At 74.5% G+C, this 12,849-nt stretch carries 10 protein-coding genes and 1 pseudogene; 6 read left to right on the forward strand and 5 right to left on the reverse strand.

The annotated features are described in order from the left end of the window. Positions 1-61 precede the first annotated feature (61 nt). Positions 62-1,051 carry a DNA-3-methyladenine glycosylase family protein gene (locus VR44_RS10855; protein WP_045947222.1) on the forward strand — a complete coding sequence of 330 codons (990 nt, stop codon included), beginning with the start codon at positions 62-64 and terminating at the stop codon, positions 1,049-1,051. Between the two features lie 60 nt (positions 1,052-1,111). On the opposite strand, the gene VR44_RS10860 is transcribed toward VR44_RS10855, so the two are convergent. From VR44_RS10860 to VR44_RS10870, 3 genes are read right to left on the reverse strand one after another with little or no spacing between them, the layout of a single operon-like run. Then, complete coding sequence (locus tag VR44_RS10860) at positions 1,112-2,407, reverse strand: coenzyme F420-0:L-glutamate ligase (RefSeq protein ID WP_045947223.1); 1,296 nt, start codon at positions 2,405-2,407, stop codon at positions 1,112-1,114. Beyond that, a complete protein-coding gene (cofD, locus tag VR44_RS10865; RefSeq protein ID WP_045947224.1) occupies positions 2,404-3,363 on the reverse strand; it encodes a 2-phospho-L-lactate transferase in 960 nt (319 codons plus the stop codon). The genes VR44_RS10860 and cofD overlap by 4 nt, the downstream gene beginning before the upstream one ends. Positions 3,364-3,376: 13 nt before the next feature. Continuing rightward, positions 3,377-3,937: a cysteine dioxygenase gene (locus VR44_RS10870; RefSeq protein WP_245691669.1), complete on the reverse strand. Its 561-nt coding sequence runs from the start codon at positions 3,935-3,937 to the stop codon at positions 3,377-3,379. A gap of 643 nt (positions 3,938-4,580) precedes the next feature. Between VR44_RS10870 and VR44_RS10875 the strand changes: the two genes are divergently transcribed. The 3 genes from VR44_RS10875 to VR44_RS10885 all read left to right on the forward strand — a co-directional run bounded on the left by VR44_RS10875 (position 4,581) and on the right by VR44_RS10885 (position 10,235). Then, the gene (locus VR44_RS10875) at positions 4,581-4,844 is read left to right on the forward strand and encodes a WhiB family transcriptional regulator (RefSeq protein ID WP_003983763.1); all 264 of its coding nucleotides are present in this window, start codon (positions 4,581-4,583) and stop codon (positions 4,842-4,844) included. A 241-nt stretch (positions 4,845-5,085) separates the two neighbouring features. Beyond that, entirely contained in the window at positions 5,086-8,748 is a 3,663-nt protein-coding gene (locus VR44_RS10880; RefSeq protein WP_045947225.1) for a glycosyltransferase family 2 protein, read from the forward strand. Further along, positions 8,745-10,235 (forward strand): DUF5719 family protein, encoded by a 1,491-nt coding sequence (locus VR44_RS10885; protein WP_045947226.1) that lies wholly within the window; start codon positions 8,745-8,747, stop codon positions 10,233-10,235. Before VR44_RS10880 ends, VR44_RS10885 begins: the two co-directional genes overlap by 4 nt. A gap of 32 nt (positions 10,236-10,267) precedes the next feature. Here VR44_RS10885 and VR44_RS10890 read toward each other — a convergent pair whose 3' ends face one another. Continuing rightward, positions 10,268-10,744, reverse strand: a complete 477-nt coding sequence (locus tag VR44_RS10890; RefSeq protein ID WP_384757389.1) for a metallopeptidase family protein — start codon at positions 10,742-10,744, stop codon at positions 10,268-10,270. Between the two features lie 217 nt (positions 10,745-10,961). Between VR44_RS10890 and VR44_RS10895 the strand changes: the two genes are divergently transcribed. Beyond that, entirely contained in the window at positions 10,962-11,336 is a 375-nt protein-coding gene (locus tag VR44_RS10895; protein WP_045947228.1) for a DUF3499 domain-containing protein, read from the forward strand. A 63-nt stretch (positions 11,337-11,399) separates the two neighbouring features. Here VR44_RS10895 and VR44_RS47025 read toward each other — a convergent pair whose 3' ends face one another. Next, complete coding sequence (locus tag VR44_RS47025; RefSeq protein ID WP_245691672.1) at positions 11,400-11,555, reverse strand: hypothetical protein; 156 nt, start codon at positions 11,553-11,555, stop codon at positions 11,400-11,402. On the opposite strand from VR44_RS47025, the pseudogene VR44_RS10900 reads away from it, so the two are divergent. Next, positions 11,490-12,798, forward strand: a pseudogene (locus tag VR44_RS10900) (phosphomannomutase/phosphoglucomutase). The gene VR44_RS47025 and the pseudogene VR44_RS10900 overlap by 66 nt on opposite strands. Positions 12,799-12,849: the final 51 nt, after the last annotated feature.

A 12,849-nucleotide genomic window follows, 5' to 3' on the forward strand; every position in this document is an offset into this window, starting at 1 on the left:
CCCTCGCGGGGGAGATGGCGGGCCCGCACGGGCTGTCACAGCCCCCCGCTACCCTCGAAGCATGGCCGGCCGATTCGACCCCCCGACCCGTACCGACCTGCGGGCCGGGCGGACGCCCGTGCCCGGAGGGCACGGGGCTGCCGTCGGGGGTGGGGTGCGGCGGCTCTGGCGGCCCGAAGCGCCCGTCGACCTCGGGCTGGTGCTCGGCCCGCTCCGCCGGGGGCCCGGCGACCCGACCTTCCGGACGACCCCCGACGGCTCCGTGTGGCGGGCCACCCGGACGCCCGCCGGACCGGCCACCCTCCGGGTCGCCGTGACCCCGGACGGGGTGGACGCCGAGGCGTGGGGGCCGGGAGCCGACTGGGTGCTGGACGGGCTGCCCGCGCTGTTGGGTGCCGACGACGACCCCGCCGCCTTCGTGCCCCGGCACCGGCTCGTGCACGCCAGCCACCGCCGACGTCCCGGCCTGCGCCTCACCCGGACCGGGCTGGTCCTGGAGTCGCTGATCCCGACCGTCCTGGAGCAGAAGGTCACCTCCGACGAGGCCTACCGCTCCTGGCGCCGTCTGGTGTGCCGGCACGGCGAGCCGGCGCCCGGCCCCGGCGGGCTGTACGTGATGCCCTCCGCCCGCGCCTGGGCGCTGATCCCCTCCTGGGACTGGCACCGTGCCGGGGTGGACCTGAAGCGCTCCGACACCATCGTGCGGGCCGCCCGGGTGGCGGCCCGGCTGGAGGAGGCCGCCGCGATGGAGCTGCCGCAGGCGGCCGCGCGGCTGGAGGCCGTCCCCGGGATCGGGCCGTGGACCTCCGCCGAGACCCTGCAGCGCAGCAACGGCGCGCCGGACGCCGTCACCACCGGCGACCTGCACCTCCCCGGCATCATCGGCTACGCCCTGACGGGCAACCGCGACGCCGACGACGAGGTCATGCTGGAGCTCCTGGCCCCGTACGCGGGTCAACGCCACCGCGCGGCCCGCCTGATCCTCCTGGCGGGCCGCACCCCGCCCCGCCGCGCCCCCCGGATGTACCGGAGCGACATCAGCCGTATCTGAGACGGCGGGACGGCGGGACGGAGGGCCGGCGGGACGGGAAGGGGGAGGGACGGGAGGGCGCTACCGCACCTCGATGAAGTCCTCCGCCGCCCGCCCCGGCCGCTCCGCCGGCGCCCCGGCCGGGTGGCCCACCGCGACGGCGCCCATCGGGTCCCACGTCTCGGGCAGACCCAGCACCTTCCGCACCACGTCCCGGCAGAACATGGTCGAGGACACCCACGCCGAACCCAGCCGTTCCCCGGCCAGCGCGACCAGGAAGTTCTGCACGCCCGCGCCGGTCGCGACCACGAACATCTCCCGCTCGGCGGCGTCCCGCCGGGCGTGCCCGTAGTCGTGGGCGCCGTCCGTCACCATGCACGGCACGACCAGGTACGGCGCGTTCCGCAGCACGTCTCCCCGCCGTACCCGCTTGGCGATGGACTCCTCGGACTTGCCGTCGCGCCGCAGGTCGGCGATCCAGGCGTCCCGCATGGCGTCCAGCAGCTCCAGCCGGGCGCCGGCCGACTCCAGCAGGACGAACCGCCACGGCGTCGTGTGGTGCGGGGCAGGGGCGGTCAGGGCCGCCGCGACCGCGCGCCGTACCGCGCCGGGGGCGACGGGCTCGTCGGTGAAGGCGCGGACGGTGCGCCGCTGGGTGACGGCTTCCCTCACGGCCTCCGAGGTGCCGAGCCGGAACATGTCGTCGGCCGGGGCCCGGACCAGGTCGCGGGCGCTGGAGGCGCCGCCGACGAGGTGTCCGAGTCCGCGGACGACCGCCACCGGGAGCCCTGCCGCCTTGCCCTTGACCAGGTCCCCGGCGGCGGCGAGTTCGTCCGCCGTCGCCACTATCGTCGCGCTCAGCGGGTTGCCGTGGGCGTCGGTGCCGCCGCGCAGGTCGTCCAGGACCCGCACCCCGGCCGCGCCGATGGCGACGTCGGTGAGCCCGGAGCGCCAGGGCCGGCCGAAGGTGTCGGTGACGACCACGCCCACGTCGACGGAGAGCAGGGTCCGCAGCCCGTCGCGGAGGGCGGCCGCCGAGGCGTCGGGGTCCTCGGGCAGCAGCAGGACGGTGCCCGGTTCGGTGTTGGAGGCGTCGACGCCGGCCGCCGCCATGACCAGCCCCTGCCGGTTCTCGACGATCCGCAGCGTGCCCCGGCGGGCGACGACCCGTACGGTCTCCGCGTCGATGGCCTCCTCGCGTGAGTCGGCCCGTACGATCCGCCCCTCCGCCTTCGAGACGATCTTCGAGGTGACCAGCAGGACGTCGCCGTCGCGCAGGCCGGGCGCCGCGTCGGCGATCAGCCGGGCCAGGTCGTCGCCGGGCCGGACCTCGGGGATCCCGGGGAGGGCGCGCACCTCGTAGGAGGGTGTGCTCACCGTGCCTGCTCGGCGAGTTCCAGTGCGGCGCGGGCCATGGCGGCGGTGGCGTCCGTGTCGGTCATCATCAGCGGCACGGCCCGGCAGGCGATGCCGGCGGCGGTGACCGTCTCGACGGCGTCGGCGTCGGAGGTGTCCACGAGCCAGCCGTCGAGGAGTCCGGGGCCGTAGTGCAGGGCGACGGCGGAGGCCGTGGATTCGACGCCGACCGCCGCGAGGACCTTGTCGGCCATGCCGCGTACGGGTGATCCGCCGACGATGGGGGAGAGTCCGACGACCGGGGCCGCGGCCTGGGCCACCGCTTCGCGGATGCCGGGGACGGCGAGGATGGTGCCGATGGAGACGACCGGGTTGGACGGCGGGAGGAGGATGACGTCGGCGGCCGCGATGGCCTCCAGGACGCCGGGCGCGGGCTTGGCCTGCTCGGCGCCGACGGGGACGACGGCCTCGGCGTCGAGGGAGGCGCGCAGCTTGACCCAGTACTCCTGGAAGTGGATGACGCGGCGTTCGCCGGTCTCGGGGTCGTTGACGGCGACGTGCGTCTCGACGCGGTCGTCGGACATGGGCAGCAGGCGGACGCCGGGCTGCCAGCGGTCGCAGAGGGCCTCGGTGACGGCGCTGAGCGGGTAGCCGGCGTCGATCATCTGGGTGCGGACGATGTGGGTGGCGAAGTCGCGGTCGCCGAGGCCGAACCAGGAGGGTCCGACCCCGTACGCCGCGAGTTCTTCCTTGACGGTGAAGGACTCGTCGGTGCGGCCCCAGCCCTGGTCCTCGTTGATGCCACCGCCGAGGGTGTACATCACGGTGTCCAGGTCGGGGCAGACCTTCAGCCCGAACAGGTGAATGTCGTCACCGGTGTTGCCGATGACGGTGATCTCCGCGTCGGGGACCGCCGACAGCAGTCCGCGGAGGAAACGGGCGCCGCCGATACCGCCGGCCAGAACAACAATGCGCATGTACCGCAGTCTGTCAGGCGGTTACGTGCTCCGGGTGGGCCGGGGAGCAGCTGTGCATCGGCATCTCGGTCAGGCCGGGGAAGTAGACGTGCAGGCTGACCGCGCCTTCGAGGGTGTCGTTGACGACCTCGTGGGCGTAGCCGGGGGCGAAGACGCGCTGGGCGCCGGCGCGGTGGGTGAGGCGTCCGCGGGGGGTGTGCTCGGTGAGCTCGCCGTCGAGGACGGTGAGGACGCCGGAGGAGGCGCCGTGGTCGTGGAGGCCGCTGCCCTGGCCGGGGACCCAGCTGAGCAGCCAGACCTCGTAGCCGGGGCCGGTGCGCAGGCGGTGGTACCAGCGGGTGGTGGCGTCGTACTGGACCAGGTGCTCCCAGCTGGCGCGGTCCTCGGCGATGGAGCGGGCGAGGCCGGCGAACTCGGCGACGGTGACCGGGTGTTCGCGGGCGGGCTGGAGGAGGTGCTGGACGGCCAGGATGTCGCCGGCGATCTGCAGGTCGCTCTCGACGGGGGCCGGGGCGGGGGCCTGCGCAGGGGCGGTGCGGGCGGCGGCGACGGTGGAGGCGGGGGCGCTGTTCATCGTGGGGGGTGTCCTCGACGTATGTCAGTCGTGCGGGGCGGTTGCTGTGGGGGTAGCCGGTGCTCGGGGGAGCCGAGGGGCTCCGGGGGCATCAACAGCTGCAACAGCAACAGCGAACCTGGGCAGCGCACAGGAACCCACGAATGGGGGTCCGGTTGGCGGCTGCGGTCGCTGACATGAGGACAAGGAGACCGGGCCGAAGGCCGGACTGTCAACCCAATGTCCGGATTGAGCGGAAAGTTTCACCTCATCCGGTTACTGTGCGCGGAGAAAGGTTTGTGCAGTTCAGGCCAGGGCATGTGCGGTGCAACCGACGGGTGCCGCTCTCAAACCTGTCGACGCCAAGTCGTGACCGGAATGTGATCCGCGCCGCATCTTCGGCCGGATTGCAACCCCTCCACGGAGTGACGCGTCGCCCAGGAGAGAGGGGGCCACTCGCCGGCGGCCGGTGGCTTCTGTCACGATTTTTGGCGATATGAACACTTTCTGTATAGGCTTGGTTCCGCAGAGTGAATAAGGCGCCCAATAGCAGATCTCGGCTTGACTGGGCAGAAGCCACGCACTTGTAATTTCACTCGTGTCGTTACCTGGCGATCGGTAACGGCAACACCACGGGGACGCACAGACAGAGCGAGGGGCGCACATGACCGAGCTGTTTCAGGAACTGCTGGTCGAGGAGGCGGACGAGGAGCTCGGATGGCAGGAGCGCGCTCTGTGCGCCCAGACCGACCCCGAATCCTTCTTTCCCGAGAAGGGCGGCTCCACCCGCGAAGCCAAGAAGGTCTGCCTCGCCTGCGAGGTCCGTTCCGAATGTCTTGAGTACGCCCTCGCCAACGACGAGCGATTCGGCATCTGGGGCGGCCTGTCCGAAAGAGAGCGCCGCCGCCTGAAGAAGGCAGCGGTCTGACCCGCCGCACAGCCCACGACGACCCCCGGTCAACCGCGCTCCGCCGAGCGCCGCACACCGCAGCAGACAGAGCAAACGGTCCGCCTCCCGCACCTTCCCCGCAGGAGGCGGACCGTCGCGTTCAGGGCCTTCCCCGGAGGCGGCGGACCCGCCCCTTCCCAGCCGTTAGTGTGGGGCGCTGTCCAGCAGCCTCCGAGGGCACCCCACCCCCGGATCCCCAGGCCGGAGGGCCCGTACCGCGATGTCCCCGCACAGCAACTCGCCGGTCTCCCACCAGGCGGCCGCCGCCCCCGAGTTCCCCCGGCACGTCGTCACCGCAGTGCTCGTCGCCCACGACGGAGCCCGCTGGCTGCCCCAGACCCTCGCCGGGCTCCTCGCCCAGGAACGCCCCGCGCAGGCCCACGTCGCCGCCGACACCGGCAGCTCCGACGCCTCCGCCCGCCTCCTCGCCGAGGCCCTCGGCGACGAGCACGTCCTGCACCTCGCCCGCCGCACCGGATTCGGCGCCGCCGTCGACGAGGCCGCCCGCAGCGCCCCCACCCTCACCCCCGACGACCTCCCCTACCTCAAGCGCCCCAGCGGCTGGGACCCCGTGAGCCGCACCTGGCGCGACGACACCTACGACCTCCCCGACCTCCCCCACGGCGAACCCGTCCAGTGGCTCTGGCTCCTCCACGACGACAGCGCCCCCGAACCCGACGCCCTCACCGAACTCCTGCGCGTCGCCGACCAGAACCCCGAAGCCGCCGTCATCGGCCCCAAGCTCCGCGGCTGGTACGACACCAAGCAGCTCCTCGAAGCCGGCGTCACCATCGCCCGCAGCGGCCGCCGCTGGACCGGCCTCGACCGCCGCGAACAGGACCAGGGACAGCACGACCAGGTCCGCCCCGTCCTCGCCGTCTCCACCGCCGGCATGCTCGTGCGCCGCGACGTGTACGACGCCCTCGGCGGCTTCGACCGCCGCCTGCCCCTCATGCGCGACGACGTCGACCTCTGCTGGCGCGCCCACAGCGCCGGCCACACCGTCCTCGTCGCCCCCGACGCCGTCCTGCGCCACGCCGAAGCCGCCTCCCGGGAACGCCGCACCGTCGACTGCGCCGGACGCTCCTCCGTCGACCCCCACCGCGTCGACAAGGCCGGCGCCGTCCACACCCTGCTGGCCAACACCCCCGGCCGCGCCCTGCCCTACGTACTGCTGCGCCTGGTCCTCGGCACCCTCCTGCGCACCCTCGGCTACCTCATCGGCAAGGCCCCCGGCCAGGCCGCCGCCGAGTTCACCGGCCTGCTCGCCACCCTGCTGCGCCCCGGCCGCGTCCTCGCCGCCCGCAAGGCCCGCCGCCGGACCGCCGTCCCCGCCTCCGAACTGCGCCCCCTCTTCCCCCCGCCCGGCGCCACCCTGCGCGCGAGCGCCGAACAGCTCGCCGCCTACCTCGGCTCCGGCCAGGGCACCGAAGGCGCCCCCACCGGCCGGCACGGCGGCGCCGTCGAATCCGGGCCCGGCGGCGACGACGCCGACTACCTGGAGATCGAGCAGTTCTCCCGGCTCAAGCGGATCGCCCGCAAGCCCGCCCCCGTCCTCTTCGCCCTGCTCCTGCTCGTCTCCCTCGCCGCCTGCCGCGCCCTGATCGGCGGCGGCAGCCTCATGGGCGGCGCCCTCCTCCCCGCCCCCGCGAGCGCCCTCGACCTGTGGCACCGCTACACCACCGACTGGCAGCCCGCCGGCACCGGCACCACCGCCGGCGCACCCCCCTACCTCGCCGTCCTCGCAGCCGTCTCCGCCCTGCTGTTCGGCTCCACCAAGGCCGCGCTGACCCTCCTGCTCGTCTGCTCCGTCCCGCTCGCCGGCCTCACCGCCTACTTCGCCTCCCGGCCGCTGGCCGAGTCCCGGCTGCTGCGCGCCTGGGCCGCCGTCGCCTACGCCTTCCTGCCCTCCGTCACCGGAGCCCTCGCCGGCGGCCGCCTCGGCACCGCCGTCCTCGCCATCCTCCTGCCCCTCCTCGCCCGCTCCGCCGTCACCGCCTTCGGCTTCGCCGACCGCGACACCACCGGCACCTGGCGCGCGGTGTGGACGTACACCCTGCTGCTGAGCCTGGCCACCGCCTTCACCCCCGTCGTCTGGCCGCTCGCCGCAGCCCTCGGCACCGCCGCGCTCCTGGTGCGGCGAGCCCGCTGGAAGACGTACGCCCCCCGGCTGCTCGCCACCCTCGCCGTACCCGTCCTCGTCCTCGCCCCCTGGTCCCTGAGCCTGTTCACCCACCCCGGACGCCTCCTGCACGAGGCCGGACTCCCCTACGGCAGCGGCTCCGCCACCCCCCTCGGCCTGCTCACCGCCGACCCCGGCGGCCCCGGCACCTCCGGCGGGCTCCTCCTCGCCGGCACCCTGCTCGCCGCCCTCGCCGCCCTGCTCCGCGCCGACCGCCGCCTGGCCATCGCCACCGCCTGGACAGCCGCCCTGGCCGGCCTGCTCCTCGCCGTCCTGCTGAACCGCACCGGCTGGGCCGGCCCCGCCACCCTCCTCCAAGGCCTCGCCCTCATCGCCGCCGCCGTGCTCGGCGCGGACGGAGCCAAGGAGCGGGTCGCCGCCCGCAGCTTCGGCTGGCGCCAGCCGCTCGCCGCCCTCATCGCCCTCGCCGCGGCCGCCGGCCCGCTGCTCGCGGCGGCCGTCTGGACCGTCGCCGGAGCCGACGGACCGATCCGGCGCCACGACCCCGTACAGGTCCCCGCGTTCGTCGCCGCCCAGTCCGACGACAGCAACCGCACCCGCACCCTCGTCCTCGGCGGCGACTCGCCCGCCACCGTCTCCTACACCCTGGTCCGCGGCGGCGGCGTCAGCCTCGGCGACGCCGAGGTCCTCGCCGAAGCCGGCGCCCAGAGCCGCCTCACCCAGGCCGTCTCCAGCCTGGTCTCCGGCTCCGGCGCCGACCAGTCCGAGCAGCTGGGCGCCTTCGCCGTCCGCTTCGTGATGATGCCTCCCGGCGGCCCCGCCACCCTGCGGCAGACCCTCGACGGCACCCCCGGCCTCAAGCAGCACCACCAGGACGACGGCACCGCCGTCTGGGAGGTCCAGCGGCTCCCCGCCCGCGTCGCGATCGTCCCCGCCCGGCAGGGCCAGGCCCCCATCGCCGTCGAGGCCGGGCCCGTCGAGGCCCACGCGAAGATCCCGGCCGGCGAGGACGGCCGCACCCTGCGCCTCGCCGACCGCGCCGACCCGGGCTGGAAGGCGACCCTCGGCGGCAAACCCCTCACCCCCGTCACCCTCGACGGCTGGGCGCAGGGCTTCGAGCTGCCCCGGGGCGGCGGCCGCCTCGACCTCGTCCACCAGGACTCCGTCACCCGCGACGCCTGGCACTGGGCACAGGGCGCGCTCGCCCTGGTCCTGCTGGTGATGGCCCTGCCGGGCCGCCGCGCCCGCCTCGACGACGACCTCCCCGAGGAGACCGCCCCCGCCTCCGCCGACGGCGACGGCGGCCAGGGCCGTCGCGCCCGCCGCCGCGGCGCCCCCGAGGCGGAGCCCGAGCCGGCCGCGGCGCAGGCCCTGGCCGCCGACCCGTACGCGCAGATCCCCGCGCAGCAGGTGTACGGCGAGGAGGCGTACTCCTACCAGGAGCCCTACGCCTACGAACCGGCGTACGAACCGCAGTACGAAGCGCCGTACGAACCGTCCTACGACCCCCCGTACGACCCCCAGTACGGCGCCGGCCACGACCGGCGGCAACCCGGCACACCCCCCTACCCGCAGGCGCCGCAGTACCCGGAGTACGGCGGGGCCCACGCCCAGCCGGGCCCGCAGCCCGCCTTCCCGCACCAGCAGCAGCCCTACCCGTACGAGTACGAGCCCCAGCCCCAGCAGTACGACACCTACGGACAGCACCACCCGCGTCCGGACGGGAGCCCCCAGCCGTGAAGCAGCGCGCCCCCCTGACGCTCGCGGCCGTGACGGCGGCCCTCGCCGCCTGCTGCGGCCTGGCCTTCCTCACCGCCCCCACGGCCGCCCCCGCCGCCGACGCCCGGCGCGCGGCCGCCGCCCGGATGCCGGTGGAGCGGTCCGTACTGGTCTGCCCCGCGCCCAGCTCCTCGGACATCGCCGACACCACCTACACCTCCCTCACCCCGGCCGCCCCCGCCCAGGCCGCCGGCAAGGGCACGGCACGGCTGGCCGGTACGGACGGCAAGACCGTCCTGGAACCCAGGGAACCCGGCAAGCCGGTCGCGGCCACCGTCTCCGGTGCCGAGGCGCCCGGGCTGACGGGTGTGGCCCAGGGCGTGATGGCCCCCGGCTGGACCGCCCAGCAGACCACCAAGGTCGCGGTCGGCCAGGCGCGCGGCCTGCTCGGGCTCGCCTGCACCGCGCCCGGCACCGACTTCTGGTTCCCGGGCGTCAGCACCGCCAAGGGCCGCCAGGACTACGTGCACCTCACCAACCCCGACGACACGTCCGCCGAGGTGGACATCAAGCTCTACGGCCCCGACGGCCTGCTCAAGCCCAAGCCCGGCATGCCCGACCAGGTCACGGAGGTGAAGCCGCACTCCACCACCAAGGTGTGGCTGCCCCCGCTCGCCGCCGACGCCCAGCTCCAGGACGTCACCGCGCACGTGACGACCCGCTCCGGCCGGGTCGGCGCCGCCGTGCAGATCGCCGAGGACGGCGTCGGCTCCGACTGGCTGCCCGCCTCGGGCGGCCCGGCGGGCTCCCTGGTCCTGCCCGGCATCCCGGCCGACGCCACCTCGGTGCGGCTGGTCGCCTTCGCCCCGGGCGAGGACGACGCCGACCTGCTCCTGAAGCTGTCCGGCCCGAACGGTTCCATCAGCCCGGCCGGCAAGGAGCAGCTGCACGTCAAGGCCGGTATGACGGCCACCGTGGACCTGGCCGACCTCACCCGCGGCGAGGCCGGCTCCCTGCTCCTGGCCCCCGCCGACCCGAAGAAGCCCGTACCGGTGGTGGCGGCGCTGCGGGTCGTCCGCGGCACCGGTGCCAAGCAGGAGCTGGCGTTCATCCCGGCGAGCCCACCGGTCGGCGAGCGGGCCACCGTCACCGACAACCGCCTCGACGACAAGGCCACCACCCTGACGCTCACCGCCTCCGGCGGCGCCGACGCCAAGGTCCGCGTCACCGCCTCCCAGGGCACCGAGGGAGGCCGCCCCGCCGTCCAGGAGCTCACCCTCAAGGCGGGCACCACCCGGACGGTGACCCCCACGCCCGCCCCCGCCGGCGGCAAGGGCCCCTACGCGCTGACCGTGGAGACCCTCTCCGGCGGCCCGGTGTACGCGGCCCGCACGCTGACGCTGCCCCAGGAGGGGGCCCCGATGTTCACCGTCCAGACCTTCGCGGACGACCGCTCCCGGGTCTCCGTCCCCCACGCCGTCGAGGACCCCTCGGTCCTGGTCCGCTGAGCGGGGCCCGGCTCCCGGTACGGCGCGGGGGCTCAGTCCTGCCCGTACCGGGGGTCGACGGTCTCCGGTGAGAGCCCCAGCAGCTCCGCCACCTGCTCCACGACGATCTCGTGCACCAGCAGCGCCCGTTCGTCGCGCGACTTCGCCCGGATCTCCACCGGCCGCCGGAACACCACGATCCGGGCCGGCCGCCCGTCGCGGGCCTCCACCAGCCCGCCCAGCGGCACCGCCTCGTCGTTCCAGCCGCCGTCCGGGCCGCCCGGCGGCCCGGGCACGTCCGCGACCACGAACTCCACCTCGTCCAGCTGCGGCCAGCGCCGCTCCAGCCGCTCCACGGAATCCCGTACGAGGTCGCCGAACAGCTCCGCCCTGCTCGCCGACAGCGGCACCTGCGGCGGGGCCAGCGGCCCGCGCATCCCACGGCCGTGGCGGTCGCGCCGCCGGGGCCGGGGCTCCTGCGGGGCAGGCGCGTCGGATGCGGGGCGGGGAGGAAGCGAACTGTCCGTCACCCCGGCAGGGTAGCCCCCGCGCGAGGACGCGCCACGGCCTCGATCCGGTCACGACCTGGTGTCGCACCGGTGTCACACCCCGAACGATCCGGCCAAGATCGCGCACCATTAAGGACTCGCTGCCCCTGTTCGTCACCGCCCGCGGGAGACGACACGGGGGAGTGGCCGGGGGGCGAGTCGTCGCGGCCCGGTCAAGAGTGCGGTACCGTCCAACGTCGTGAGCCTTGTACGTCGCTGTTCGCGCACCGCGTGCGGCCGCCCTGCCGTCGCCACACTGACGTACGTCTACGCCGACTCGACCGCAGTTCTCGGTCCGCTCGCCACCTACGCCGAACCCCACTGCTATGACCTGTGCGCCGAGCACTCCGAGCGCCTGACCGCCCCGCGCGGCTGGGAGGTCGTCCGCCTGTCGGACGGCTCCGGCCCGTCCGCGCGCAGCGGCGACGACCTCGAAGCCCTGGCCAACGCCGTCCGTGAGGCGGCCCGTCCGCCCGAGCGCGCGGCCGAGGCCGGAGGCTCCTCGGGGACTGCGCCGACGGCCGGCGAGACGCGCCGCGGCCACCTGCGCGTCCTCCGTTCGCCCGACTCCTGACACGCGGATCGTCTGAAAAGCCACTCTCCGTACAAGGTAGGTTTGCTCCACCGCACGGAATCTTCAGGAGGGCAGGCAGTGGCCGCAGATCTTTCGAACATCGTCAAGGCATACGACGTACGCGGCGTCGTACCGGACGAGTGGGACGAGCAGCTGGCCGAACTGTTCGGCGCGGCGTTCGTGGAGGTCACCGGCGCTAGCGCGATCGTCGTCGGTCACGACATGCGGCCCTCCACATGCGCCCTCCTCGCCCGGCCTGTCGGCCGCCTTCGCCCGGGGCGCCGCCGCCCGCGGCGTGGACGTCACCCTCATCGGGCTGTGCTCCACCGACCAGCTGTACTACGCCTCCGGCAAGCTGGACCTGCCCGGCGCCATGTTCACGGCCTCGCACAACCCGGCCCAGTACAACGGCATCAAGATGTGCCGCGCCGGCGCCGCCCCGGTCGGCCAGGACACCGGCCTCGCCACCATCCGTGAGCTCGCCGAGAAGTGGACCGACGAGGGCGCCCCGGAGATCCCCGCCGGCACCGTCCCGGGCACCATCACCGAGCAGGACACCCTGGCCGGCTACGCCGAGCACCTGAAGTCCCTGGTGGACCTGACGGCGATCCGCCCGCTGAAGGTCGTCGTCGACGCGGGCAACGGCATGGGCGGCCACACCGTCCCCACGGTCTTCGAGGGCCTCCCCCTCGACCTGGTCCCCATGTACTTCGAACTGGACGGCACCTTCCCGAACCACGAGGCCAACCCCCTCGACCCGAAGAACATCGTCGACCTCCAGAAGCGCGTGAAGGCCGAGGGCGCCGACCTGGGCCTCGCCTTCGACGGCGACGCCGACCGCTGCTTCGTCGTCGACGAGCGCGGCGAGGGCGTCTCCCCGTCCGCCATCACCGCCCTGGTCGCGGCCCGCGAACTGGCCCGCAACGGCGGCACCGGCACGATCATCCACAACCTGATCACCTCCTGGTCGGTCCCGGAGGTCGTCCGCGAGAACGGCGGCACCCCCGTCCGGACCCGCGTGGGCCACTCCTTCATCAAGGCCGAGATGGCCGCCTCCGGCGCGATCTTCGGCGGCGAGCACTCCGCGCACTACTACTTCAAGGACTTCTGGAACGCGGACACCGGCATGCTCGCCGCGCTCCACGTCCTCGCGGCCCTCGGCGGCCAGGAGGGCCCGCTCTCCGAGCTGGTCTCCTCCTACGACCGCTACGTCGGCTCCGGCGAGATCAACTCCACCGTCGCCGACCAGGCGGCCCGCACCGCCGAGGTCAAGGCCGCCTACGCCGGCCAGGAGGGCGTCACCTTCGACGAGCTGGACGGCCTCACCGTCTCCGCCGCCGACTGGTGGTTCAACCTCCGCCCCTCGAACACCGAGCCCCTCCTCCGCCTCAACGTCGAGGCCCGCGACGAGTCCACCCTCGCCAAGATCCGCGACGAGGTCCTGGCCCTGGTCCGCGCCTGACGAAAACCGCCGGCGGCAAATTCAGCCCAACCGCCGGCGGGGCAAAATCAG

The organism is Streptomyces katrae, assembly GCF_000966975.1.
Lineage (GTDB): Bacteria > Actinomycetota > Actinomycetes > Streptomycetales > Streptomycetaceae > Streptomyces > Streptomyces katrae.

Excerpts from the sequence above, each read along its gene's own strand:
- VR44_RS10855 (WP_045947222.1), top strand. The coding sequence starts at position 62 with ATGGCCGGCCGATTCGACCCCCCGACCCGTACCGACCTGCGGGCCGGG.
- cofD (WP_045947224.1), bottom strand. The coding sequence starts at position 3,363 with ATGCGCATTGTTGTTCTGGCCGGCGGTATCGGCGGCGCCCGTTTCCTC.
- VR44_RS10870 (WP_245691669.1), bottom strand. The coding sequence starts at position 3,937 with ATGAACAGCGCCCCCGCCTCCACCGTCGCCGCCGCCCGCACCGCCCCT.
- VR44_RS10875 (WP_003983763.1), top strand. The coding sequence starts at position 4,581 with ATGACCGAGCTGTTTCAGGAACTGCTGGTCGAGGAGGCGGACGAGGAG.
- VR44_RS10880 (WP_045947225.1), top strand. The coding sequence starts at position 5,086 with ATGTCCCCGCACAGCAACTCGCCGGTCTCCCACCAGGCGGCCGCCGCC.